20 protein-coding genes are annotated in these 23,169 nt (G+C 67.8%); 8 read left to right on the top strand and 12 right to left on the bottom strand.

Annotated features, from left to right (window positions below; translation table 11 throughout):
• Nucleotides 1-142 precede the first annotated feature (142 nt).
• The 3 genes from ABD768_RS26910 (at nucleotide 143) to ABD768_RS26920 (ending at nucleotide 5,562) form a co-directional block, all read left to right on the top strand.
• Nucleotides 143-1,906, top strand: coding sequence for an ABC transporter ATP-binding protein (locus ABD768_RS26910; protein WP_344845147.1), 1,764 nt, complete (start codon nucleotides 143-145; stop codon nucleotides 1,904-1,906).
• Nucleotides 1,903-3,681, top strand: coding sequence for an ABC transporter ATP-binding protein (locus ABD768_RS26915; protein ID WP_344845150.1), 1,779 nt, complete (start codon nucleotides 1,903-1,905; stop codon nucleotides 3,679-3,681). Before ABD768_RS26910 ends, ABD768_RS26915 begins: the two co-directional genes overlap by 4 nt.
• A gap of 90 nt (nucleotides 3,682-3,771) precedes the next feature.
• Nucleotides 3,772-5,562 carry a S9 family peptidase gene (locus ABD768_RS26920; RefSeq protein WP_344845153.1) on the top strand — a complete coding sequence of 597 codons (1,791 nt, stop codon included), beginning with the start codon at nucleotides 3,772-3,774 and terminating at the stop codon, nucleotides 5,560-5,562.
• Here ABD768_RS26920 and ABD768_RS26925 read toward each other — a convergent pair.
• From ABD768_RS26925 to ABD768_RS26945, 5 genes are all read right to left on the bottom strand, one after another.
• Nucleotides 5,555-6,472 (bottom strand): S66 peptidase family protein, encoded by a 918-nt coding sequence (locus tag ABD768_RS26925; RefSeq protein WP_344845156.1) that lies wholly within the window; start codon nucleotides 6,470-6,472, stop codon nucleotides 5,555-5,557. The genes ABD768_RS26920 and ABD768_RS26925 overlap by 8 nt on opposite strands.
• Entirely contained in the window at nucleotides 6,469-7,107 is a 639-nt protein-coding gene (locus ABD768_RS26930) for a flavin reductase family protein (protein WP_344845158.1), read from the bottom strand. Before ABD768_RS26930 ends, ABD768_RS26925 begins: the two co-directional genes overlap by 4 nt.
• A gap of 36 nt (nucleotides 7,108-7,143) precedes the next feature.
• Nucleotides 7,144-10,530, bottom strand: coding sequence for a phosphodiester glycosidase family protein (locus ABD768_RS26935; RefSeq protein WP_344845161.1), 3,387 nt, complete (start codon nucleotides 10,528-10,530; stop codon nucleotides 7,144-7,146).
• A gap of 139 nt (nucleotides 10,531-10,669) precedes the next feature.
• Nucleotides 10,670-10,987, bottom strand: a complete 318-nt coding sequence (locus ABD768_RS26940; protein ID WP_343966766.1) for a rhodanese-like domain-containing protein — start codon at nucleotides 10,985-10,987, stop codon at nucleotides 10,670-10,672.
• A gap of 42 nt (nucleotides 10,988-11,029) precedes the next feature.
• On the bottom strand, nucleotides 11,030-11,887 hold the full coding sequence (locus ABD768_RS26945) for a DNA-formamidopyrimidine glycosylase family protein (RefSeq protein ID WP_343966764.1): 858 nt from the start codon (nucleotides 11,885-11,887) through the stop codon (nucleotides 11,030-11,032).
• A 145-nt stretch (nucleotides 11,888-12,032) separates the two neighbouring features.
• On the opposite strand from ABD768_RS26945, the gene ABD768_RS26950 reads away from it, so the two are divergent.
• On the top strand, nucleotides 12,033-12,530 hold the full coding sequence (locus ABD768_RS26950; protein ID WP_343966763.1) for a CbrC family protein: 498 nt from the start codon (nucleotides 12,033-12,035) through the stop codon (nucleotides 12,528-12,530).
• A gap of 80 nt (nucleotides 12,531-12,610) precedes the next feature.
• Nucleotides 12,611-12,754: a hypothetical protein gene (locus ABD768_RS26955; RefSeq protein ID WP_185441943.1), complete on the top strand. Its 144-nt coding sequence runs from the start codon at nucleotides 12,611-12,613 to the stop codon at nucleotides 12,752-12,754.
• Nucleotides 12,755-12,770: 16 nt separating this feature from the next.
• On the opposite strand, the gene ABD768_RS26960 is transcribed toward ABD768_RS26955, so the two are convergent.
• The 3 genes from ABD768_RS26960 to ABD768_RS26970 form a co-directional block, all read right to left on the bottom strand.
• The gene (locus ABD768_RS26960; RefSeq protein WP_343966759.1) at nucleotides 12,771-13,595 is read right to left on the bottom strand and encodes a class I SAM-dependent methyltransferase; all 825 of its coding nucleotides are present in this window, start codon (nucleotides 13,593-13,595) and stop codon (nucleotides 12,771-12,773) included.
• A gap of 62 nt (nucleotides 13,596-13,657) precedes the next feature.
• Entirely contained in the window at nucleotides 13,658-14,599 is a 942-nt protein-coding gene (locus tag ABD768_RS26965; RefSeq protein ID WP_344845167.1) for a DUF6528 family protein, read from the bottom strand.
• Between the two features lie 122 nt (nucleotides 14,600-14,721).
• Nucleotides 14,722-17,067 carry a tetratricopeptide repeat protein gene (locus ABD768_RS26970; protein ID WP_344845170.1) on the bottom strand — a complete coding sequence of 782 codons (2,346 nt, stop codon included), beginning with the start codon at nucleotides 17,065-17,067 and terminating at the stop codon, nucleotides 14,722-14,724.
• A 192-nt stretch (nucleotides 17,068-17,259) separates the two neighbouring features.
• On the opposite strand from ABD768_RS26970, the gene ABD768_RS26975 reads away from it, so the two are divergent.
• The gene (locus ABD768_RS26975; protein ID WP_344845173.1) at nucleotides 17,260-18,363 is read left to right on the top strand and encodes a peptidoglycan DD-metalloendopeptidase family protein; all 1,104 of its coding nucleotides are present in this window, start codon (nucleotides 17,260-17,262) and stop codon (nucleotides 18,361-18,363) included.
• Nucleotides 18,364-18,415: 52 nt separating this feature from the next.
• Here ABD768_RS26975 and ABD768_RS26980 read toward each other — a convergent pair whose 3' ends face one another.
• Nucleotides 18,416-18,685 (bottom strand): hypothetical protein, encoded by a 270-nt coding sequence (locus ABD768_RS26980; RefSeq protein WP_343966752.1) that lies wholly within the window; start codon nucleotides 18,683-18,685, stop codon nucleotides 18,416-18,418.
• 83 nt (nucleotides 18,686-18,768) lie between these two features.
• Between ABD768_RS26980 and ABD768_RS26985 the strand changes: the two genes are divergently transcribed.
• On the top strand, nucleotides 18,769-19,722 hold the full coding sequence (locus ABD768_RS26985) for a GlxA family transcriptional regulator (protein WP_343966749.1): 954 nt from the start codon (nucleotides 18,769-18,771) through the stop codon (nucleotides 19,720-19,722).
• A gap of 67 nt (nucleotides 19,723-19,789) precedes the next feature.
• A complete protein-coding gene (locus ABD768_RS26990) occupies nucleotides 19,790-20,320 on the top strand; it encodes a hypothetical protein (protein ID WP_343966747.1) in 531 nt (176 codons plus the stop codon).
• A gap of 169 nt (nucleotides 20,321-20,489) precedes the next feature.
• Here ABD768_RS26990 and ABD768_RS26995 read toward each other — a convergent pair whose 3' ends face one another.
• The 3 genes from ABD768_RS26995 to ABD768_RS27005 all read right to left on the bottom strand — a co-directional run bounded on the left by ABD768_RS26995 (nucleotide 20,490) and on the right by ABD768_RS27005 (nucleotide 23,145).
• Nucleotides 20,490-21,314, bottom strand: coding sequence for an ABC transporter permease (locus tag ABD768_RS26995; RefSeq protein ID WP_344845177.1), 825 nt, complete (start codon nucleotides 21,312-21,314; stop codon nucleotides 20,490-20,492).
• Nucleotides 21,311-22,300: an ATP-binding cassette domain-containing protein gene (locus ABD768_RS27000; protein WP_343966743.1), complete on the bottom strand. Its 990-nt coding sequence runs from the start codon at nucleotides 22,298-22,300 to the stop codon at nucleotides 21,311-21,313. Before ABD768_RS27000 ends, ABD768_RS26995 begins: the two co-directional genes overlap by 4 nt.
• Before the next feature lie 149 nt (nucleotides 22,301-22,449).
• Nucleotides 22,450-23,145, bottom strand: a complete 696-nt coding sequence (locus tag ABD768_RS27005) for a PadR family transcriptional regulator (RefSeq protein WP_343966740.1) — start codon at nucleotides 23,143-23,145, stop codon at nucleotides 22,450-22,452.
• Nucleotides 23,146-23,169 lie beyond the last annotated feature (24 nt).

Here is a 23,169-nt window from a genome sequence, read left to right on the forward strand (position 1 = left end):
GCACCGCCCGCGCCGGAACCGTTTCCAGCCGCCTCGATCCGGCCGCCGGAAAAGCCTTGGCGAAGTGTCGGCGGGCCCACCTAGTCTGGATCCATTCGCCTGATCAGGTCCGAACAAGCCCCTCTAGTTCCTTTGGGACGTCATGTCGCTGCGCCTCATTCCGTTCGCCGATCCGGGTGTGCCAGACACCCGGTCCGGCCTCCGTCTCATACTCTGGCTCGAACACCAGCAGCTGCGTGGTCAGGCCGTAGCGCTCTGCTGGGGTCTGCTGTACTTCGGTGGCATCGCCGCCGCCCCCGTCGCGGTCGGGCTGGCCGTCCAGGCCGTGATCGACAAGTCCTGGCCGAAGCTCTTCGTGGCCGGCCTGTTGCTGCTCGCGATGGGTGCCGCGAAGGCGGGCGCCGACTCGTTCTTCCACAAGGCCGTCGTCACCAACTGGATCGCCACCGCGTCCCGGCTCCAGCAACTGCTGTCCCGCAAGGCTGCTGAACTGGGCTCGATGCTGACCCGCCGGATCGCAGCCGGCGAGGTGGTCGCGGTCAGCAGCGGTGACGTCGAGAAGATCGGCTGGTTCGTCGAGGTGCTCGGCCGGTTCACGGCCGCGTTGCTGACCTGCTTCGCGGTGGTCGTCGGCCTGCTCTTCTACGAGCCGCGACTCGGCCTGGTGGTGCTGATCGCCGTACCGATCCTGGCTTTCTCGATCGTGCCGCTGATGGGTCCCGCCGAGCGTCGCGCCGACGCGCAGCGGGCCAAGGGCGGCCGCGCGACCGAGCTGGCTGCCGACACGGTGGCCGGTCTGCGCGTGTTGCGTGGCATCGGCGGTGAGCAGCTCTTCCTCGACCGCTACCGGGCGGCCTCCCAGGAGTACAGGCAGAGCGCAGTCCGCAGCGCGCGGATGTGGTCGCTGATCGCGGCCATCCAGGTGCTGCTGTTCGGGCTGTTCCTGGTGCTGATCGTCTGGCTGGGAGTCGGGCTGGTCACCGATGGGCACATCAGCGTCGGTGAGCTCGTCACGACGTACGGGTTCATCACCTTCATGCTCGTTCCGCTGCACACCTTCGAGGAGACGGCGAGCGCGTTCATCTTCTCCAAGGTGTCCGCGCGGCGTGCTGCTCGCGTGCTGTCGCTGCAGCGGATGGACGACAGCAAGGGGACAGCCGAGGCTGAGGTGCCGCACGGTGACCTGGTCGACCCGTTGTCCGGGCTGACCGTGCCGACCGGGAGCTTCACGGCCGTGGTCTGTGGCAACCCGGATGCAGGCGGTCTGCTCGCGGACCGCCTCGGCGGTCACAGTCCCGAGGCCGAGCCGGGCGACCCGTCTGTCCTGCTGGGTGGCGTCGCCCTCGACGACCTCCCGCTGTACTCCGCAAGGACCGCAGTGCTCGTGCAGGACAAGGACCCTGTACTGCTCTCAGGCACCGTCCGTGAGCTGTTCGACGTACCGGCGAGTGGAGCCGTGTCGGTCGAGGCAGCCCTCGATGCGGCTCAGTGCGCCGACATCCTCGACGTACTGCGTCAGTCGCTGCCTGACGGCGGCACTGATGCCACGGCAGCCGTGCTGACCGAGCGCGGCCGGTCCCTGTCGGGTGGACAGCGGCAGCGGGTCGCACTGGCCCGTTCCCTGTACGTCGATCCCGCGGTGCTCGTGCTCGACGAGCCGACGAGTGCCGTGGACGCCCACACGGAGGCGCGGATCGCGGACAGCCTGCGGTCCCTCCGGTCGGGCCGGACCACCGTGGTGTTCACCTCGAGCCCGCTGATGCTGGACCGGGCTGAGCGGGTCGTGTTCGTGCCGGACGGCCGGGTGGACGCCGTCGGCACCCACCACGAACTGCTGCACACCAACCCTCGCTACCGCGCGGTGGTCACCCGTGAAGACGAGCCAACTCTTGAGGAGTCGCTGTGAAGCGCCCCGAGTACGACCCGGCAGCCCCGCAGGAGGCGGCTCGCCTGCCGGTGGCCGGTAGCGCGACGGTGTCGGCCTATCTGAAGACGCTGTTCCGCAGGCACCGGCGTGCCTTCGGCTGGCTGACGCTGGTGAACGCAGTGGCGGCGCTGAGCGGCATGGTCGGGCCCTACCTGCTCGGCAACGTGGTGGAGAAGCTGTCGCTCGGTGAGACCGATGTCGACCTTCCCTATGTGGTGCTGGGCTTCGTCATCGCCCTTGCCGTGCAGACGGTCTTCGTCCGGCTCACCCGGCTCCGCGGCGCGGTGCTGGGTGAGGAGATGCTCGCGGACCTTCGCGAGGACTTCCTGGTCCGTGCCGTCGCGCTGCCGCCCGGCGTGCTGGAGCGGGCCGGCACGGGTGACCTGCTGTCCCGGATCACCACTGACGTGGACCGTCTCTCGCACGCCATGCGAGATGCGGTGCCGCAGTTGACCATCGCGGTGATCTGGGCCGGGCTGCTGATCGGCGCCCTGATCGTGACGGCGCCCGAGCTGGCCGTGGCGATCGTCATCGCCGCGCCGATCCTGATCATCGGTGGCCGCTGGTACTTCCGCCGCGCGCCATCGGCGTACCGGTCCGAGGCTGCGGGCTACGCGGCCGTCGCCTCGGCGCTGGCCGAGACTGTCGACGCCGGGCGGACCGTCGAGTCGCACCGGCTCGGCAACCGCCGGGTGAAGATGGGTGACACCCGCATCGGCCAGTGGGTCGCCTGGGAGCGGTACACGCTGTCCCTGCGGATGGTGCTCTTCCCGGTGATCAACATGACCCACACGGTCGCGCTGGCCGCGGTGCTGGTGATCGGTGGTGGGTTGTCGATCAAGGGCTGGATCACCGTCGGCGCACTGACCACGGGTGCGCTCTACATCCAGATGCTGGTCGAGCCGGTCAACATGATGATCCGCTGGTACGACGAACTGCAGGTGGCCCAGGTATCGCTGGCTCGCCTGGTCGGCGTGCGAGAGATCGAGGAAGAGACGGCTGCCGCGCAGGACGAGCCCGAGGGTCGGACTGTGCTGGCTGACGAGGTTCGGTTCGGTTACCTGGAAGGCCGCGACGTGCTGCACGGCGTCACGCTGACCGTCGAGCCCGGTGCCCGGGTTGCTCTCGTAGGCCCTTCAGGAGCAGGGAAATCGACGCTCGGCCGACTACTGGCCGGGATCTACTCGCCACGGGTGGGTGACATCACCCTGGGTGGGGCAGCGCTGGACAAGATGTCTGCCGAGCAGGTGCGGAGCCACGTGGCGCTGGTGAACCAGGAGCACCACGTGTTCGTCGGTACCGTCCGGGACAACCTGCGGCTGGCCCGGCCCGCTGCTGCCGACGCAGAGCTGTGGACTGCCTTGCGGGCGGTCGATGCGCATGCGTGGGTGGCCGGGTTCGAGCACGGCCTCGACACGGAGGTCGGGTCGGGTGGAGTCTCGCTGACTCCGGCACAGGCACAGCAGGTCGCATTGGCCCGGCTGGTCCTGGCCGACCCCCACACGCTGGTCTTGGACGAGGCGACCTCGTTGATGGACCCGCGTGCGGCCCGTCATCTGGAGAGGTCGCTGGCCGGAGTACTGGAAGGCAGGACGGTCGTCGCGATCGCCCACCGGCTGCACACCGCGCACGACGCGGATGTGATCGCGGTGGTCGAGGACGGCCGGATCGTCGAGCTGGGCGGCCACGACGAACTAGTAGGAGCCCAAGGCCCCTACGCGGCTCTCTGGCACTCCTGGCACGGCGAACGCTGACCTAGCTGGGTGAGGGGCATCAAGCCCCTCACCCAGCACCTTGCACGAAGTTGCAGACCACAGTGGTTGGCTGCGTGCCAGGATTGGGGAGTGCTGACGACGCTGCTCTCGCTGCCTACCGTGATGGCCTTTGATGTGGATCCGGCGGGGAATCTGCTCGTCGGGTACGACGAGAGCGGGGTCCGGCAGATCCATCTCGTCGCCGTGGACGGTTCCTGGCGTGCGTTGACCGCCTTGGATGAGACGGCTCGGGCGGCTCGGTTCGTGCCGGGGAGTCGGCTGGTGGTCGTTGAGCACGACAGCGGTGGGGATGAGCGGGGGCAGCTGTCCCTACTCGATCTGGCTGACAGCAGTGGGGTGCTCTCGCCCCTGACGCATGATCTTGCGTACTTCCATCACCTCGTGGATGCCAAGCCAGGCAGGGTTTTCTTCACCACGAACCGCCGCAACGAGGTGGACTTCGACCTGGTGATGCTCGACCTGACCAGTGGCGACGAGACCACGCTGTACGACGGTGGCGGGTATCTGTCGTCGGCACACGTGTCCCCCGACGAGCACTGGGCGGTAGTCGCGCTCGCCGGCGGCCCTGGCAACTCGGTGCAGCTCTTGCTGGTCGATGTAGCCGATAAGGCGGTCACTGCGCTCACTGGGTACGACGACCCGACGTACCAGGAGGGTGCCTCGTGGCTGCCCGACTCGTCCGGGTTCGTCGTCGCCAGCGATGAAGGGCGCGACCGGCTGGCCTTACGCCGGTACGACGTCGGTACTGCGAGTTGGACCGACCTCCTGGTCGACGACAAGCACGACCTGGCCGGGTGGGTCTGCCCGGACGGCGAGCACCTCCTGGTCGGGACCACCGACGACGGTGTGGTGACCATGGCGCTGCACAAGCTGGCGGACGCCTCGTACATCGCGCAGCTCGACCTGCCGATCGGTGGCTGCGCTGCCCGGCTCATCGTGGCCCCGGACCCACTCTGGTCTGCTGATGGCAGCTACGCGTTGCTCAACCACGCCTCGCCGATCGACCCGCTGTCGGTGTTCCGCTACACCCTTGAGACGGGCGAGGTCGACGCCATCCAGACCCCTGCTGGTCTTGAGCTGCCGCGGGGGCTCAGGCATCCAGAGAGCCATCGGGTGACCTCCTTCGATGGCGAACAGATCCCTGTCTTCGTGTACCGGCCCGTGGAGGGCACCAGCGACGGCTCGGCCGTGGTGTGGGTGCACGGTGGCCCCGAGATGATGGCGATGCGCACCTGGAATCCCGTGGTCACGGCGCTGACCGCCGAGGGCCACACGGTCATCGTGCCCAACGTGCGCGGCTCAGCGGCGTACGGGAAGCGTTGGTACTCGCTGGACGACAAGGAGTTGCGGCTCGACTCCGTGAAGGATCTGGCGGCGATCCACGACTGGCTGCCCTCGATCGACGTCGATCCCCGGCGCACTGCGTTGTGGGGCGGGTCGTACGGCGGCTACATGGTGCTGGCCGGACTCGCGTTCCAGCCGGAGCGCTGGGCGGCTGGGGTGGATGTCGTCGGGATCGCTTCGCTGGTGACGTTCCTGGAGAACACGTCGTCGTATCGACGGGTGGCGCGCGAGCGGGAGTACGGCGTACTGGCGGTGGACCGTGAGTTCCTGGAGGAGGCGAGCCCGCTCAACCGGGTGGACGACATCCGGGCGCCGCTGTTCGTCATCCACGGCGCCAACGACCCGCGGGTGCCGCTGTCAGAGGCGGAGCAGATCGTCGAGGCGCTCAGCAAGCGAGACGTTCCATGTCAGCTGTTGGTCTACCCGGACGAGGGCCATGGCCTCGCGAAGCGCGCCAACCGCCTCGACGCCTACCCGAAGGCGTTCGCCTTTCTCAAAGAGCACCTGTCTAGCTGAAGGCCGGCAGCAGTGGCGTGAGGGTGCCGACCGCCGCGTCGAGGCGAACCGGCAGTCCGAGCGGGACAGCCAGGTTGACCTCTTCGTGCCCGATCACCGCGCCCTCGACCATCGGTACGCCGAGTGGCTCGAGCCGCTCACGAACCACGTCGGCGACCAGTCCCTGATCGTCAGCCTCGCTGAAGTCACCGATCACCAGCCCGGTGACCTGGTCGAACCAGCCGGACCTCAACAGCTGGGTGAGCAGGCGATCGACGCGGTAGCCGTCCTCACCCACGTCTTCGAGCACGACGATGCCGTCCGGCTTGACGGAGGTCGGAGTACCCAGGCTGGCGGCCAGCAGCGCCAGGTTGCCACCCAGCAACCGGCCCTCCGCAGTACCGCCCACGACGGTTCGGGCGGCTCTGGGCGCCAATAGGTCCCTGACGGACTCGGGCTCGAACAGCAGGTCATGCAACCGCTCACGCCCTTCGAGCGCGCCCAGTTGCTCGACGGCCGCAGCCATCGGGCCGTGAACGGTGACCAGCCCCTGGGCGTTGAATGCCTCGTGCAACGCGGTGATGTCACTGAAGCCGACCAGTACCTTGTCGACTCCAGCTAGCTCGTCCAAGTCCAGATGCTGCAGCAACCGCTGCACGCCGTAGCCCCCGCGGCCACAGAAGACAGCTGCGTACTGGGGGTCCAGCCACGCGTCCCGGAAGTCCGCTGCGCGCGCAGCGTCGTCACCGGCGAGGTAGGGGAACCGCTCATGCCGGGTCAGCACTGTCGGCATGACGTCGATCTCCAGACCCCAGTCCCGCAGGTGCGCAGATCCCTTCTCCAGCCGCCCCGCATCCATCGGGCCGGCCGGAGCCACCACTGCTACCCGATCCCCACTACGCAGCCGCTGCGGGCGCCTCACCTCAGTCATGCACCAGACGCTACCTGCAACGCCGGCATCTGCCAGCCGCGCGCCAGTGACGACTCGTACGCCGGCGCGCCACCGGCGAAGTACTCGGTGAACTTCATGATCAGCGGCTCCCAGCGCAGCGGGTCGATGTAGCGGTCGTCGTTCATCAGCAGGTCCTCCCGCACGTGGACACGGCGCACCGACATCTCCATCGCCCGCAGCGTCGAGTCCGGGCCGCCGACGGTGTGGATCGCCTCGATCCGCCCCTCGAGGTTGATCGGGCTCTCCTCGACGGCGTCCACGTCCACCAGGGTTCCCGGCGTCCTGCTCCAGCCGGCCGCCGCGAACTTGTCCGGCACGTAGCGATAACCGCGTGCCCGCTTCGCTTCGGGGATCTGCTGGGAGCCGGTCAGCAGCGCGATCCGGTCGAGCCCTGCGACCATGGCCGGCTCGACCAGGTTGAGGATGCAGTCCGGCCGCTCGGTCAGGTTCTGCACGGTCTGCGACGCAGCGGCCATCCCCAGCATCGTCGTCTGGTGCAGCCACCACGCTGAGGACATCGGCGCAAGGTTGGTGCTGCCGTCCGGGTTCTGTGAGCTGATGAGGACCACTGGCGTTCCGAAGTACAGGACCTTGGGCTCGATGATTCGCTTCATGCCCATTGAACGGCTGCGCTCCGCATTGTGTGAGGGCTACCAGTCGATCTGCACGGGTGTGCTCTTGCTGGTGCCGTTGACTGTCACCCCTAGCTGGATAGTGCCGGGTCGTAGGCCGGTGAGGGTGCCAGTAGCCGGGTCGTAGGAGGCCACGGCCCAGAAGGGCGCAGTACGGACCGGACCGATGTGCAGGAGGGACGAGCCGAACCAGTCGGCGGAGACGGGGAAGGACACGGGCACCCGCCGGTTCTCCTGTACTACGGTCGCCGCGACCGGTGCTGTCTTGCCCATCTTGAGCGTGGTTGGCGCGGCGAGCTCCAGCGAGTCCACATGCGCCCTGAGCTCGACCTGGAACCAGTCCCTCTCTGGTGCCGACCAGTGCCGCTCACCGGCGGCAGCCTCCTTCGCTGACGGGTCGATGCCCACCAGCGCCCACCCAGTGAAGCCACCAGCGTCCGGAGCCGCTGCTGGGCCCTTACCCGAGTTGCCGGTCAAGGGCAGCAGCACTCCGTCGGTACGGGTCGCTGCGAAGGTCCCGGCGTGCGCCGCCAGGTATGCCGCGCCCTTGCCCGTCGAGGACCGGAAGTCGGCCAGCCAGCGGACCAGCAGCTCAGCCTCCTTGCGATCGCCGAGCTGCGAGTTCTGAGTCGGCGACGGGTCGTCTATCGGGTGGTGCGCCATCACCACGACGTTCTTGATGGTTCTGTTGCTTGCTGCGTCGTCGAGCTGTTGCTTGAGGTCGACGATCTGCGCGAACCCACCGGCCCGCAGCGACCCGAGCGACGAGTCGCGCAGGATGAACCGGGTGCCCTTGTGGTCGAACGTGCTGGTCGGAGCGCCGAAAACCTTGGTCCACTCGGACAGATCGCCCGGCCCGTAGCTCTCGTGGTTGCCCGGCACGTAGTGCACCGGCACCTTGCCGGCGACCTCCTCGTCGATGATCTTCTTCGCCAGAGCGATGTCCTGCGCGAACCCGCGATCGACGAAGTCGCCGTTGATCACCAGGAAGTCCGGGTGCTGCGCGAGCGCCTCGCGGATCGTCCGGCGGGCCTGCTTCACGAAGTCCGAGTTCGGGTCGTCGGCCGTGAACTGCGCGTCCGACATGACCGCGAACTTCCAGCGGCCGCCGCCGGTCGCCGTACCGTCCGTGACGACCATCGGGTCGATCACCTTGGCCGGCGGCGCGACCGTCACCGGCGGGGCACCGCGGACGGTCAGGTCGTCGATCACGATGCGGCCGGAGTACTGCCGGGTCGGCACGGTCTCGACGACGTAGATCCGCCAGAACCGCAGCGGCATCGTCAGCCCCGGCGGGATGTTCGCCTCGACGTACTTCCAGCCGGTCCAGTCGACCGCCGCCGCCAGGTTGAGCGTCTGGGCCGACCCGCCCGCGCCGTCGTAGGCGTTCGCGCGCAACCAGGCGCCCTTGCCGTCGCCGTAGATCCACGCGCCTAGCTTTTGCGGCTGCCCTGGCAGCGTCTGCTGCGGAGTCTGTGCCAGGTACGCCGCCCGCGTCGCGGTGCTCCCCGTCAACGAGTAGTCCAACGCGATCGCCTGACCACCATCGTGCCCCTCGGCAACCGACCGGGACGCGGTGGCAGCACCGACCGGTACTGCGTTCGCCACCCAGTGACTCGGGTCGTCGACCTCGTCCACGACCTGACTGGTCAGCCCTGCGGTCACACTGAGTTGGGTGGTGAGCGCGCCGACCTTCGCGGTGACGACCGTCGAGACGGCGTCGGCGCCGATCGCGCTCACGTCGAAGCCATTGCCTCGGGCAACCACCGTGACGAGCTTGTCGTCGAAGGTGAGCTCGACGTCGCGCGGTTCGACCCAGGTGGAGAAGCCGTCCGCGTCGTAGCCGTTGACGGTGAAGAAGCCCTTGGCGGTGGCGTCCGACAACGAGACCTGCCGGGTCGAGGGGGCCAGGCGGATCGGCGTGCCGAGCACGGTCATCGGGAACCGGCCGCGGGCCGACCCCTTCGCGGCCGTGACGATGACATCGCCTGCTCGGCGGCCGGTGACGACGCCTTCGCGGCTCACTACAGCTTTGCTGCCGGTGGACCAGTTCGGCGTACCGGTGGCCGGCGCGTAGGTCTCGTCGTAGCCGTGCGCGGTCAGTACGCGGGACAGGCCGGTGAGGACGCGGGCGCTCTTGGAGACGTCCGTGTCGGCGTCTTCGGCCGCGGTACCGGTTGCTTCGATCTGGAAGCCCTTGAGCTTGCCGGAGCCCTTGGTGGGAACGAGCCCGAGACCGTTGGGGACCAGACGCTCGCCGCCGTCGGAAGGGTCGTTGACGACCTCGGGCGCGGCCTCGCCGGGTGAGCGGGCGAGCATCGTGGAGGAGCCGCCGCCGTCGAGGTTGAGGACGTCGTCGGCGCCGAGGCCGATCATCAGCTGGCCCATTTCCTTCAGTGACAGGCCGCGGGAGCCGGTGGCTCGGCCGTCGACGGTGAGGAGGACCATGCGGCGGCCGTTCTCGGTGAAGCCGACGGCGGTTCGGGGGGCGAGGTCGGCATCGGGGACGTCGTCGGGGACCTTGCCATCGTGGGCCAGCTGGACGTTGCCGCTGATCGCTACTGTGGCGTCGAGCGCGTCGGGGCGGGGGCCGTAGTGGACTTCCACCTTGTCGCCGGGTTCGAAGGCGGTCAGGGAGGTGGCGCCTGCGTCTCGGCCGATCAGGGCTAGTTCGTTCGCCGTTAGGGGCGTCGTACCGGGGGTGGTGGTCGAGGAGACGACCACGCCGTCGCGGAGGAGGACCTCGCGGACGTCGGGTACGCCGTCGACGGTTCTGGTGCGGGGTGCGTCGCCCCACTCGGGGGTGTAGAGGCCGATGCCTCCCGCGTTGACGCCTGGTGAGTTGAGGTTGGTCAGGTCGAGCTTGACGGCGTCGTCGTCGGTCGCGGTGCCTTGGAGGAAGACCTGGGCGATCCGGCCGAGGCCGTCCTTGCCGATCACGGCAGTGTCGTTGTGGCCGGCTGCTGGGGCGTTGACCAGCCGGCCGTGGTCGATCCCGACGCCTAGCGGTGCAGTGGTGTCGTTGATGTCGAAGAAGTCGCCGTTGACACCGGCGATCGCGCCCTCGCGGGCGAGCTGCTGACTGAGCGGCTGGCCGCCGGAGACCTTGCCGGTGTTCACGTAGTCGACGGTCACGCCGTGCTGGTCGAGATCGGCGACGATGATGTCGCCGCGCAGCCAGCCGCGGGCGTCGAGCCGCTCGAACGCGGTGTGGCCGACGCCGGGTGCGATCGGGTCGTCCTGCCGGCTCGTCACCAGCCCGTCCCCGGCGATGGCGCTGTCGGGGAGCGGTTGCTGCTCGACCGGCTGGTGCTCGACGGCTTGAGAGAAGGCCGGGTTGAGCGCAGTACCGAGCACCAGGCCGGTCGCTGCGGTGACACTGACGGCAACGCGACGGAACGACACAGCGGCCTCCTCGGCGTGGGCGGACGCGGCCATCCGACGCCGTGCGACCTACCGCCGTGTGAGACGCAGGTGTACGCCGGTCAACCGATCGGTGACAAAGTAACGTCTTTGATCGGCTACCGGAAGATTATTTCCAGATTCAGTCGAGCGCGACCGGGCGGCCGGCGCCTTCCCAGGCCGTCATGCCGCCGTCCAGGTTGATCGCGTCGCGGCCCTGGGACGCCAGGAACTGGGTCGCCATCGAGGACCGGCCGCCGACCGCGCAGACGCAGAGCACCTTCTGGCCGAGCGGCACCTCGCCGACCCGCTCCTGCAGCTGGCCGAGCGGAATGTGCACCGCGTCCTCGATGTGGCCGCGGGCCCACTCGTCCGGCTCACGGACGTCGAGCACGAACGCCTCGGCGAGCAACGCGTCATCGACGTCGGCAACCACCACTGCGGGAATCTCCGGAGTCATAGGTTGATCATCGCAGCCCCGGCCGGCCGCCGCGTCATCCGGTCACTTGAGGAGCTTGGACAGGCGGCGGTCGGCGAGCGGCTTGCCGCCTGTCTGGCAGGTGGCGCAGTACTGCAGCGAGGAGTCGGCGAAGCTGACCTCGCGGACGATGTCGCCGCAGACCGGGCACTTCTGGCCGGTCCGGCCGTGCACGCGCATACCGCTCTTCTTCTCGGACTTCAGGTCCTGGACGGCGAGGCCGGCCGAGCGGGCGACGGCGTCGCGCAGGGTGTCCTGCATCGCGTCGAAGAGCTGCTGGAGCTCGTCGGCGGACAGGTTGGAGGCCGGTTTGAAGGGGCTCATCTTCGCGACGTGCAGGATCTCGTCGGAGTACGCGTTGCCGATGCCGGCGATCACCGACTGGTTGCGCAGTACGCCCTTCATCTGGACCCGGCCGGCGGCCTTCAGGATGTCGCCGAACTCCTCGATGGTGAGCGTGAACGGGTCTGGGCCGAGCTTGGCGATGCCGGGCACCTCGGCGGGGTCGCGGACCACGTACACCGCGAGCTTCTTCTGGGTGCCGGCCTCGGTCAGGTCGAAACCGGAGCCGTCGTCGAGCACCACCCGGCAGGCGATCGGGCCCTTGCCCGGGCGGACCAGGCCGGTGGATTGCTCCTCGCGCCAGCGCAGCCAGCCCGCGCGGGCCAGGTGGATGATCAGGTGGATGCCCTGGGCGGAGATGTCGATGAACTTGCCGTGCCGCTGCACGTCGTCGATCAGCAGGCCCACCAGGGAGGAGATCGGCGGGTCGTAGGTCTTCAGCGCGCTGATCGCGGTGATGTCGGCGCGCACGAACGCCCGCTCGACGGCACGTTCCCGCAGGAACCCCGCCAGCGACTCAACCTCCGGCAACTCGGGCACGCCCCCCAGTGTGCCTTACGGCACCGACAGTGCAAGGAAAGAAAGGAGGGCGGAGGGGAGGAAGCCGGGGGACAGCACAAGGGAATGAGGACGGGGTAATGCGGGTGACTTGCACGCCTGTACTTCGGTCCGCCAAGGTCTGGGGGTGAGCGACGTACCGACCTTCCGCTATCACCCCGATCCGGTGGCCACCGGCGAGGTGATCACCGGTGACGCGCCGTGCCGGTGCTGTGGCCGCCAGCGGGGATTCATCTACACCGGGCCGGTCTACAGCGCCGACGAGGTGGTCGAGGAGCTGTGCCTGTGGTGCATCGCGGACGGCTCGGCGGCCACGCTGTTCGAGGCCGAGTTCACCGACGTGGCGAACGTTCCGGACGACGTACCGCGCGCGGTGCTCACCGAAGTGCTCACCCGCACCCCTGGATTCAGCGGCTGGCAGCAGGAGCACTGGATGTTCCACTGCGCCGACGCCGCGGCGTACCTGGGCAAGGTCGGGTACGAGGACCTACTGACCGTCCCCGAGGCGCTGGAGATGGTCCAGCAGGACTATGTCCGGACCCTGTCGCCCACCGGCGAGGCGACCGGCTACCTGTTCCGCTGCCTCCACTGCGGTACCCACCTGGCCTACAGCGACCACGTCTGAGGGACAGCTGCGGGGGATCACCCATGGGGAATGGTTGTGGGTACCGCTAACGTCGTAGGCAGGAGAGAAGGAGGCCCCCAATGGGTTTCGTGAAGACACTGGTCAAGGGCGCTGTGGTCGCCAAGCTGCTGCAGGTCGCACAGCGTGAGCTCAGCAAGCCCGAGAACCAGCGCAAGGCCAAGGAGATGTTCCAGAAGGTGCAGCAGCGCCGGAGCGCTCACTAGGCACCTAGCTGGACAGCTACTGCCGGCGGCGCGCTTGCAGGGTGTAGGTGGCGGGGAGACGTTCCGGTTGATCCGTGAGGCGCCACTCGCCCTGCTCGTCGCGCGTCATGTGGCCGGGCAGCGGATCCCAGGGAGCGCTGTCGTGCTCCTCGAGGTGGGTGACGTCCAGGCCGGCCTTCTGCAGCGCCGTGAAGATCTCCCCGAGTCCGTGGTTCCACTCGTGGGTGGTGTTGTGGCTGAACTCGGTGTCGGTCTCGACGTAGGTGCCGCCCTCGTCCCAGACCTGCGGCGCCTCGGTCTCGAAGTAGGGCGCGTCGAGGACGATCTCACCGCTCGTCTTCGAGACGCCCAGCGACCACAGCATCGGGTGCCCTTCGCGGATGAACAGCCGCCCGCCGGGCTTGAGCAGCGCGCCCACCACGTCGGCCCAGCGCTGGATGCTCGGCAGCCAGCCGATCGCACCGATCCCGGTGAATACCAGGTCGTACTGCGCTTCGCCGAGCACCTCGACCGCGTCGTACACATCGGCCTGGTGGAAGTCGATCTGGTGCCCGAGCCCGTCGGCGAACTTCTGGGCCTGCTCGATGGCCGGCCCGGAGAAGTCCAGCCCGCTCATCCGCGCCCCGAGCCGCGCCAGCGACACCGTGTCGGTCCCGATGTGGCACTGCAGATGCACGCCCCGTAGCCCGGCGATGTCGCCGAGTCGCGGGAGGTCGAACTGCACGACCTGGCTCAGGAACTCGGGGTCGGCGAACTTGTCCAGCATGTAGTCGGGAGACGCGGCGTGCGCGGGCACCCGCTCGTCCCAGCTGGCCCGGTTCACTGTGCGGTAGTCGTCCATGAGCCCGACTGTGGCACAGCTTCCCCGGGCCACGCCTGTGGTTTTACCCCAACGGCACCGGCTTACTGGAAGGCGGTGGTCCAGATCCGGGCCTTGTAGAACTGTGCGCCCGTGCGGGTCCGGTCGGGCGACGCGGAGAAGCGGACAGTCTTGTTGGCCCAGTCACGCGGCTGGGTGCCGTCGCCCTTGATCGAGACGACCTCGCCCGACGAGTGCTTCACGTACGACTTCACGCTGCGCTCGGTGGAGATCTGCCGGCTCCGGAACGTACCGCCGTCGGTGAGCAGCTCGTACACACCCTTTGTTGCCGTGATCAACATCTTCTGCTTGTTGGTGTAGTCGGGCTGCAGGTCGTGGCCGAGGTTTCCGCTGCCCAGGCTGAAGTGCGCGGCGTACTTGAGCCTGGTAGCGCGCTTGCTGCCGGTCACCGCGTAGTGGCTGAACCGGTTCTTGCCGACCACCCAGAGCAACTCGTAGGTGGGGTCCCACAGCACGCCGTGCGCGCCGGCGTAGTCGATGGTCTGTACCTTCGCCAGGCTGCCCAGGTTGCCGACACTGCTCGGCGCGTACACGGTCAGCTTGCCGTCCGAGCTGGCGACGACCACCGAGCCGTTGCCGGGTACGCGCTCGATCGCGTGCGGGTTGCCACCCGGTGTCGCCGACCAGGACAGGTCGTTGAGCTCGGTGTCCTTCTCGCTGCCGATGTTGACGATCCCGGCCTTGCCACCCGACGCGGCCACCAGCGCAATCCACCCCTGCGCCTCGGTCGCCCGGAACTTCACATCCGACAGGTTGGCCCAGGCCCCGCCGCCCGGACTGAAACTCCAGTGCCGGTTAGCGTCGCTGAACGCCTTGTTCTTGTCGAAGACCATCACCTTGTTCTGCGTCTGCTCGGTGGTGCCGACGTAGTAGCTCGCCGTCGCCGCGGCCTGCGCCTGCTGCTGTCCGAGAGCCGCCACCACGGGTGCCGCCGCCAGGCCGAGAAGTAGGGTCCTGCGCTCCATCAAGTGATCCTCCGTCAGTCGGGGTGGACCATCCACCCTGCCAACCGATGGGGTCAACTTTCGATCTGAGTCGAATTGGTTGACAGATTCTTACCGCCGCCCGGCAGCCGCCGGCTTGGTGCTCAGACGCGAGCTTGTGCGTCGGTGAGGGCGGCGGAGGCTTCGGCCAGGCGTTGCCATTCGCCTACCTCGTCCAGGCCTTTCACTGCTGTCCGGTACGCCGATGCTGCTTCGCGGAGGCGGCCTAAGCCGGCTAGGGAGCGACCTAGTTCGTAGTGGGCTACTGCGGTGCCCCACTGGTCGTCGTGGGATTTGAAGACGGCCAGAGCTCGGCGGGCCCGTTGCAGGGCTTCCTCGTGATTGCCCTGGTCGTTGCGGAGGGCACTGAAGCGGTACTCGGCCATGGCGACTCCTCGCTGATCACCTAGCTCGGAGCGCATCTTCAGGGCTCGGCGGAGGCAGGCTGCTGCTTCGGTGTGCTTGCCCAGCATCTGCAGGGCGTGGGATCTGCGGCCTATTGCGGCTGCTTCGCCCCACTGGTCGCCTAGTACTCGACACTGCTCCGCGTGGTCGGCATGGCGGGCTTCTGCTTCGGCGTACCGGCCTAGGCCTTCGTAGGCGAGGCCTAGGCGGCCGAAGAGTTCTGCTTCCTCGGCGGCTAGTCCTGCTGCTCTGGCGTCTTTGAGGCCGAGTTCGCAGGAGGCTAGGGCTGCGCGGTACTGGTGTTGGCCGAGTTGTCCTAGCCCGAGCATGCTGTGGGCGAAAGCGCGCTCTGCCAGGTTGTTTGAGCGGTCGGCGGCGACTCGAGCGTGGTTGGCGACTTCGACCATGTCGGACCAGCGGCAGCGCAGGTCGTAGTACCAGGGGATGCGTTGGGTGAGGTCTCGTAGGAGGGGATCGAGTTCGCCGTCTAGGCGTTCACCGGTACGCCGTACTGCGCCCAGCAGCGCGCCTGCCTCGGCGTCGAGCCAGGCTAAGGCGGCTGGGCGGCCGCCGGGGTAGTCGGACGACTCTGGGGCCAGTGCGGCTGCAGCTGCTCGCGCCTGGGCGAAAAGCCATGCAAACAAGGCGTATTCGGCTTCTGCTCGTTGGCCCTCCTCCTGGAGGAGTTCGGAGGCGTAGAGGCGGAGCAGGTCGTGCATGCGGTAGCGGCCGGGGATCGCTGCTAGTCCGATGAGACTTGCGCCGGCTAGTTCTTCCAAGGCGCTTTCGGCTGGTGCGCCGAGGAGAGCAGTAGCTGCCTGTACTTCGAAGTCGGCGCCTGGGGCGAGTACTAGTCGACGGAAGAGCCGGCCGGCCGTTGGCGAGATCTCCCTGTAGGACAAGGCGAATGCGCTTCGTACGGCCAGGTCGCCGGCGGTGAGTCGGCCTAGTCGGCTCTGCTCGTCTCTGAGCAGCTCGGCGAGGTGTGCGATCGACCAGTCGGGCCAGCAGGCGAGTCTGTTCCCGGCGATGCGCACTGCGAGCGGTAGGCGTCCGCAGGCGGCGACTACCTCGGCGACGGCTTCTGGCTCGGCGGCTGCACGCGCCTTGCCGACTATGTCCGTCAGCAGCGCTTGCGCGTCGTCCTCGGCCAGCTCTGCGAGGTCCACCCGCCGGGCACCGGCCAAGCCGGTCAGCCGCTGACGACTGGTAACAACAACTAGTACAGGTCCTGGTCCAGGCAGTAGCGCACGTACCTGCGCCTCATCCCGCGCGTTGTCCAACACCAGCACGCACCGTCGCCCCGCCAGCCGCGACCGGAACATCGCTGCTGCCCCCGCCACATCCGGCGGCAACTGCACATCCGGCACACCCAGCGCCCGCAACAACCGATGCAACACCACCCCAGGCGAGGCGGACCCCAACTCCACAAAGAACTGCGCATCCCGCAACCCCAACGCAAACGCATGCGTAGCCGCCCGCACCGCCAACGACGTCTTCCCCGCCCCCGGCTGCCCCGCCACCACCACCGTCACCGGCCCACCGCCGGCCAAACAATCCGCAGCGGCCCCCAACAGCCGAGCCACCTCCGGCCCACGCCCCTGAAAGTCCGCCGGCGCAGCCGGCAACTCCGCAATAGCAAAGGCCGGCCGCCAGGCCTCGTCTCCGGCGGCGCCGCCCGGCCCCGCCTCCTCCCGCCACCCGCGCCCGATCTCGCCCGCACCTGGCCCGGCTACGCCTCGCCCACTTCCCTCCCCGTCCCCGCCCGCTGCACCTGACGCCCACTGCGGTTCTGTTTTCTGCACCGCGCGCTCAGCGAGAGCGGCCGCGCGGAGCGCGGTGAGTTGGCCGTCGGTTATCTGAAGTTGTTGTTCGTAGCGTTCGATCAGATCGGCCGGGGCTAGGCGGCGGCCTTTTTCGTAGTCGGAGAGGCCGCCGTGGCCTTGCATGCCCAGGCGGGCGGCCAGCTGGCGGAGCGACAAGCCGCGGGACAGGCGGGAGCGGAGCATGGCAGCGCCGAGCGCGGCCAGGGCGGAGCTGTCCATTGCCTCACCTCACCCCAGTGGACAGTCTCTGGACGGCATCCAGCCCACAACATAACCGACGCTCCGTAGTCGATCGATAGCTTCGAGCCACCAATCCTGTTCCGTCCCATCAGGAGGTCTGTTATGACGTTCAACTCGCGTCGGCGCTGGGCAGTTGTGCTTGGTTCCGGCTTGTTTGCGGGAGTTTTGGCTGTGCCTGCCACGGCCGCGCAAGCGCCGCAGCAGGATCTGCAGCAGGCGGTGACGGCCAAGGTCAATCTGGCCAAGTCGAGTAAGGCCAAGACGGCTGGGATCCAGGTCAATGTGACTCGGGGCGCCGGTACGGACTCGGTCTTCGGTACTACCGTTTCGCTGGCGCCCAAGGGGCAGGACAGTCATCCCGAGGGGTGGTTGTTCGCAGCCAGGCTGGTCGACGGGAAGTGGCAGGTCGGGCTCGAAGGCGAGCGTGCCTTCAGTGAGCTGGCCGCTGCGTCCCCAGTGGTGTCGGCGAAGGAGAAGCAGCTCTTCGGGCAGTCCTTCGCTCCGCAGGCGGCTGGTGGCGACTTCCGGACCGGCATGCGGCTGCCGTTCGCGACCGGCGCTTCCTGGAGCATGCCGGGCGGCCCGCACGGCTGGGCCGGTACCGATACGCCGTACAGCTCAGTGGACCTGGCCGGCGGCAACGGCCAGGTGCTCGCGGCGCGCGGCGGTACGGCGTACACGATGTGTGGCAACGGGAAGGGCTGGATCCGGGTCATCCACGACCGCGGATACGCCACGGACTACTACCACATGTTCAACAACATCGCGGCGAACGGACTGGCCGTCAGTGAGGGCACGTTCCTCGGCAACATCGGTACGGACGTGTCGTGCGGCGGCTCGGCCAGTGGCAACCACGTGCACTTCGCCCTGCGGCAGAACAGCGCGTATGTCGGGATCGCCGGGCACAACGTCGGCGGTTGGGTCTTCCAGAACGCAGCGTCGGCGTACAACGGCACTGCTCTGCATGGGAGCACACTGCGGAGCCCGGGGCAGCAGCTGTACAACTACGGAGCGCTGGGCTTCACGCAGGGGATCATCGACTCGTTCGGCGGTACTACCGTCAACAAGCGGACTGGGCCGGGTACCAACTACGCGCTGGCCGGCAGTGTGGCCGACGGGACGACGGTGAACATCTCCTGCTCGAAGAACGGCACGTCGCACACAGGCCGCTGGGGGACCACCAGCCTGTGGAACCGGCTGAGCGACGGCACCTGGGTGAGCGACGCGTTCATGTGGACCGGGTTGGCGACGCCGGTGAACGGCACCTGCCCGTAGTACACAGCTGTGGCGGGGAGGGTGAACCTCCCCGCCACTGTGGTGCTAGCTGTCAGGCCGCGTGGCGGCCGTGCGAGTGAAGGACCCGGGCGCGACGGATGCTGACGACGCTGCCGGTGTTGGCGACGGGCTTGTGGGAGAACGGCTCTGCCGCGCCACCGAGGGCGAGCAGGTCGAGCTTGGACCTGGCGAGGTCGCGGTCGTCGGCAACCCAGGTGCCGTCGGGCGCGTGTCCGAGCCCGGTGGCGTTCCGCCTGCTGCTGCCTTCGAGAGCCGCGATGACTACCAGCGCGAGTACTGCGAGGACGATGATTCCGTTCATGGCAGTAATCATGCTACCAACTACATCCAGCCACAATTGGCACTATTGACAGTCATCCACAAATTACTGCCATACTGGTGCGCATGCTGCGGAAGATCGCTGTGGTGCTGATGGAGGACGTCGCGCTGTTCGAGTTCGGCGTGCTGTCGGAGGTGTTCGGGATCGACCGGACCGACGACGGCGTACCGGCCTTCGACTTCAAGGTCTGTTCGACCACCCCGGGCGTCCCGCTGAGCACGAGCAGCCACTCGGCCGTGATCGCGCCGTACGGGCTGGAGGAGCTGGAGGATGCCGACCTGGTCGCGCTGCCGGCCACCACCTGGCGGGGCGCGTACGACGAACGCATCCTGGACGCGCTCCGCAAGGCGCACGAACGCGGCGCGATCCTGCTGACGGTCTGCTCGGGCGCCTTCGTGCTCGGGATGGCCGGGCTGCTCGACGGACGCTGCTGCGCGACCCACTGGCGGTATGCGGACAAGTTCCGCGAGCAGTTCCCGCTGGCCAAACTCGACGCGGACGTGCTCTTCGTCGACGACGGCGACATCATCACCAGCGCCGGTACGGCCGCCGGCATCGACGCCTGCCTCCACCTCGTCCGCCGCGAGCTCGGCAGCGCAGTGGCGACCCGGATCGCCCGCCGGATGGTGGTCCCACCGCAACGCGACGGCGGCCAGCGCCAGTACGTCGAAGTACCGGTTCCCGAATCGTCCGGCGAGAGCCTGCAGCCCGTCCTGGACTGGATGGTCGACAACCTCACCATCGAACACACCGTCCCCGACCTGGCCCGCCGCGCCCAGATGTCCGACCGAACCTTCGCCCGCCGCTTCGTCGCCGAAACCGGTACCACTCCCCTGAAGTGGGTCACCACCCAACGAGTCCTGCACGCCAGAACCCTGCTGGAACAAACCCGCCTAGGCATAGAACAAATCGCCACCGAGGCAGGCTTCGGCACCGCAGCCCTGCTACGACACCACTTCCGCAGAGTGGTCGGAGTGCCGCCGCAGGACTACCGCCGAACCTTTCAAACCGCCAGCTGACGTCGCTGACAGCTCAGCTTCCCGTCGGTTTGGTGAGGCCCGCAATCCCTTCTATCGTTGACGAATCATGCCCGCCCATGCCTTCGTCGACGAATCCTCCAGAGGCGGCTACCTGCTCTGCGCGGTGGTGTTGCTGCCAACCGACCTCGCTCCGGCCCGGCGAACTCTCCGCAGCCTGCGCAAGCCCGGCCAACGACGTATCCACATGAAGCACGAGAGCGACGGAAGACGGCGGGAGATCCTCAGCGTGGTCGCCCAACTGGAGATCGAGACCCGGATCTACCGCGCCAAACTCGACGGCCGGTCCGAGCGACGAACCAGGGACGAGTGCATCCGGGTGATGGTGCCTGAGTTGATCGAGGAACTCGGGGTCTCCCGGATGGTGGTCGAGTCCTGTGACCAGGACCGGCAGGACAACCAGGTCATTCGCGAGATGGTGGTCAAGGCCCAGGCGGAGGAGCGCTTCAGCTATCTGCATTCGGCGCCGGCTGGCGAACCGTTGCTGTGGCTGCCTGACATTGTTGCTTGGGCTGTTGGGCGGGGTGGCGATTGGAAGCGCCGGTGCGGGGATGTCCGGCTCCGGGACATCGAGCCCTGAGGGCCCAGACGCGCGAAACCCGGGCGACCGACCGTCCGGACGGCTCCCGGGTTCACTTCCCACGGCTATTGCCTAGGCTGCTGCCTACTTTACACACTCACTGCCCCAGCTTTCCATCTCGAACTGCACCCTGCGGCGGCTGCCGGAGGGAACAGTTCGAGGGTCTTCGTCAGACCGAGCGTTGGTAGGTGCGGAAGGCTCGGGTGGAGAGGTAGCCGACTATGAGGGTGAAGGTCAGTAGGTAGAGGCCGTGGTGGAGGGCTGAGGTCCAGTCGGGGGTGGCTGAGAGGGCCTGGCGGGCGGTGATGGCGGCCCAGTCGACTGGGTTGTAGCGGGCTGCTACGGCTACCCAGTGGGGGGCGAGTTTGGGGTCGAGCATGATCGAGGACATGAAGGTCAGGGGGAGGGAGATGAATTGGGAGATGCCGATCAATGCTTCCTGCTGGCGGGTTAGCAGGGCTACGGCGTTGGAGAGGGAGCCGAAGGCTGTGCCTACCAGCATCGAGACGACGATGGTGACTACGTAGCCGAGGACGCCGCCGTCGTAGCGGGCGCCGGCTGCGAAGCCGATGGCGAAGACCAGGATTGTCTGGATGACCGTGGTGGTGCCGTTGCTGATCAACTGGCCGGCCATCAGGGCGCCGCGGCGGACCGGTGAAGTCAGCATCCGGTCCATGACGCCGCGTTCCATATCGGCGATGAAGGTGGTGCCGTTCCAGCCGCTCGTCATCAGGGCAGTCATCATCACGATGCCTGGGGTCAGGAACGCGATGTACGACGAGTCGCTCCACCCAGGCAGTGCCACGACGCCCTTGAAGAGCTGCCCGAACAGCAATAGCCAGATCGCGGGCTGCACCAAGGTGAAGGCGATCAGAGCAGGAGACCGGTACTGCGCTCGCAGCCAGCGGCCCGTGATGAAGCCGGTGTGGGTGAGGAAGCCGCCGCGGCGGACCGCGCTCCGGGTGGCGACTCGTTCTGCCGTCAGTGTGTTCATGCCGCCTGCTCCTTGTCCGCCGTCTTGAACGAACGACCCGTGTACTGCAGATAGACGTCATCCAGCGACGGCCTCGACACGGTCACCGCGGTGACCGGAATCGCCTTCTCCTCAAGGGCTCCCAGGACCGCGGGAACCGCCGTCGCGCCACGGTCGACGCGGGCTCGCAAGGTGTTGCCGTCGACAACGATCTCGCCGACGCCGGGGAGGGTGCTCAACAGCTTCTGAACGGTTCCGTCGAGATCGGTGTCCACCAGCTCGACCTGGACGGAGTCACCGCGCAGCTCGGCCTTCAGCGCCTCGGGAGTGCCTTCGGCAACGATCTTGCCGTGGTCGACGATCGCGAGTTGGCCGGCCAGCCGGTCGGCCTCTTCCAGGTAGTGGGTCGTCAGCAGGACGGTGAGGCCTTCGGTGCCGGAGAGTCGCTCGACCTCGGTCCACAGGTCCGCGCGGGCTTCCGGGTCGAGGCCGGTGGTCGGCTCGTCGAGGAAGAGCACGCGCGGGCGATGGACGAGTCCGAGAGCGACATCGAGCTTGCGCTGCATGCCGCCTGAGTACGTGCGTACTTGGCGGTTGGCGGCGTCAGTGAGGTCGAAACGGGCGAGGAGTTCGGCTGCCCGGCGTACGGACTCCTGCCTGGACAGGCCGTAGACGCGGCCGGACAGGACGAGGTTCTCGACGCCGGTCGCCATCGGGTCGGAGCTGGACTTCTGCGGTACGTAGCCGATCGCGTGCCGGACCTCCGCCTGCTGCTTGACGACGTCGAAGCCGGCCACCCGCGCGGTGCCGGAGTCGGCCCGCGACAGCGTGGTGAGGATCTTGACGGTGGTGGACTTGCCCGCGCCGTTGGGCCCGAGCAACCCCAGCACTACGCCCTCCGGGACGGTGAAGCTCAGCCCGTCGAGCGCCCGCAGCGGCGGCTTCTTGCGGCCGGCGGGATAGGTCTTGACCAGTTCTGCTGCCTCGAGGGCAGGGGGTGGTGCCATGGTGACGTGACTCCTCTTGCTGAGTGATGAGGAGTCGACCCGGCTATCCTGACGAGTGCGCCTTGGGTGTCAGGTCTCGCTTGCGGGATCGACTCGAGGAACTGCGGCCCTTGACCTCGGCGTTGCCGCGCCCTGGTCGGGGGCCGTGCCTATTTGGCTTCCGGTGGGATCTCCTGCAGCCAGGGAAGCTCCTCTCCGAAGTACTTGACCGGATCCTTGAACAGGTCGGCGGGCTGGATGCCGTACTTCTCGACGGCCTCGAAACCCTTGCGCCAGAAGGCGGAACCCTCCAGCTCGTCGGTCCTGATCGCCCGGACCAGCTGCCGGGTGTAGGTGATCTCCGCCTTCACCAGGGCCAGCCGGAACTCGGACTCGACCCAGAAGATCCGCGGGAACTTGTGCGATGCCATCTCCGCGTGCGTGGTCTCCAGCTTCTCGACCTCGGCGGCCAGCGCCTCGATCCGCTGGTCGAGCAACTCGACCACCCGGTCCGGCGAGAACGCCGGCAGGTAGGCCAGGCCCGCTTCCAGTTGGCTGAACTCACGCTCCGGGCTGCCGAGCAGCTCCGCCAGCCAGTCGGCGAACTCGTCCCGGCCGGCGGCGGTGATCGCGTAGACGGTCTTCTCCGGGCGATTGCCGTCGCGCACGGTCTCGACCGCCTCGATGAACCCGTTCTTCTCCAGCGCCGCGACGACCGAGTAGAGCGAGCCGTAGTTGAGCTTGATGCTCAGGTCCTTGCCGCGGGTCTTGAGCATCGTGGAGATCTCGTACGGATGCATCGGCCGCTCGCCGAGGCTGCCGAGCACGGCGAACGCCAGCGGGTTCGCCACCTTGCGCTTGGCCATGCGTCGACTCCTCGATCTCGATTA

This window comes from Kribbella ginsengisoli (assembly GCF_039537185.1).
Classification (GTDB): domain Bacteria; phylum Actinomycetota; class Actinomycetes; order Propionibacteriales; family Kribbellaceae; genus Kribbella; species Kribbella koreensis.

What these genes read in the sequence shown, in the direction of transcription:
- ABD768_RS26910 (WP_344845147.1), top strand. Translation starts at nt 143, where the DNA reads ATGTCGCTGCGCCTCATTCCGTTCGCCGATCCGGGTGTGCCAGACACC.
- ABD768_RS26925 (WP_344845156.1), bottom strand. Translation starts at nt 6,472, where the DNA reads ATGACTGAGGTGAGGCGCCCGCAGCGGCTGCGTAGTGGGGATCGGGTA.
- ABD768_RS26930 (WP_344845158.1), bottom strand. Translation starts at nt 7,107, where the DNA reads ATGAAGCGAATCATCGAGCCCAAGGTCCTGTACTTCGGAACGCCAGTG.
- ABD768_RS26940 (WP_343966766.1), bottom strand. Translation starts at nt 10,987, where the DNA reads ATGACTCCGGAGATTCCCGCAGTGGTGGTTGCCGACGTCGATGACGCG.
- ABD768_RS26955 (WP_185441943.1), top strand. Translation starts at nt 12,611, where the DNA reads ATGGGTTTCGTGAAGACACTGGTCAAGGGCGCTGTGGTCGCCAAGCTG.
- ABD768_RS26960 (WP_343966759.1), bottom strand. Translation starts at nt 13,595, where the DNA reads ATGGACGACTACCGCACAGTGAACCGGGCCAGCTGGGACGAGCGGGTG.
- ABD768_RS26965 (WP_344845167.1), bottom strand. Translation starts at nt 14,599, where the DNA reads ATGGAGCGCAGGACCCTACTTCTCGGCCTGGCGGCGGCACCCGTGGTG.
- ABD768_RS26970 (WP_344845170.1), bottom strand. Translation starts at nt 17,067, where the DNA reads ATGGACAGCTCCGCCCTGGCCGCGCTCGGCGCTGCCATGCTCCGCTCC.
- ABD768_RS26980 (WP_343966752.1), bottom strand. Translation starts at nt 18,685, where the DNA reads ATGAACGGAATCATCGTCCTCGCAGTACTCGCGCTGGTAGTCATCGCG.
- ABD768_RS26985 (WP_343966749.1), top strand. Translation starts at nt 18,769, where the DNA reads ATGCTGCGGAAGATCGCTGTGGTGCTGATGGAGGACGTCGCGCTGTTC.
- ABD768_RS26990 (WP_343966747.1), top strand. Translation starts at nt 19,790, where the DNA reads ATGCCCGCCCATGCCTTCGTCGACGAATCCTCCAGAGGCGGCTACCTG.
- ABD768_RS26995 (WP_344845177.1), bottom strand. Translation starts at nt 21,314, where the DNA reads ATGAACACACTGACGGCAGAACGAGTCGCCACCCGGAGCGCGGTCCGC.
- ABD768_RS27000 (WP_343966743.1), bottom strand. Translation starts at nt 22,300, where the DNA reads ATGGCACCACCCCCTGCCCTCGAGGCAGCAGAACTGGTCAAGACCTAT.
- ABD768_RS27005 (WP_343966740.1), bottom strand. Translation starts at nt 23,145, where the DNA reads ATGGCCAAGCGCAAGGTGGCGAACCCGCTGGCGTTCGCCGTGCTCGGC.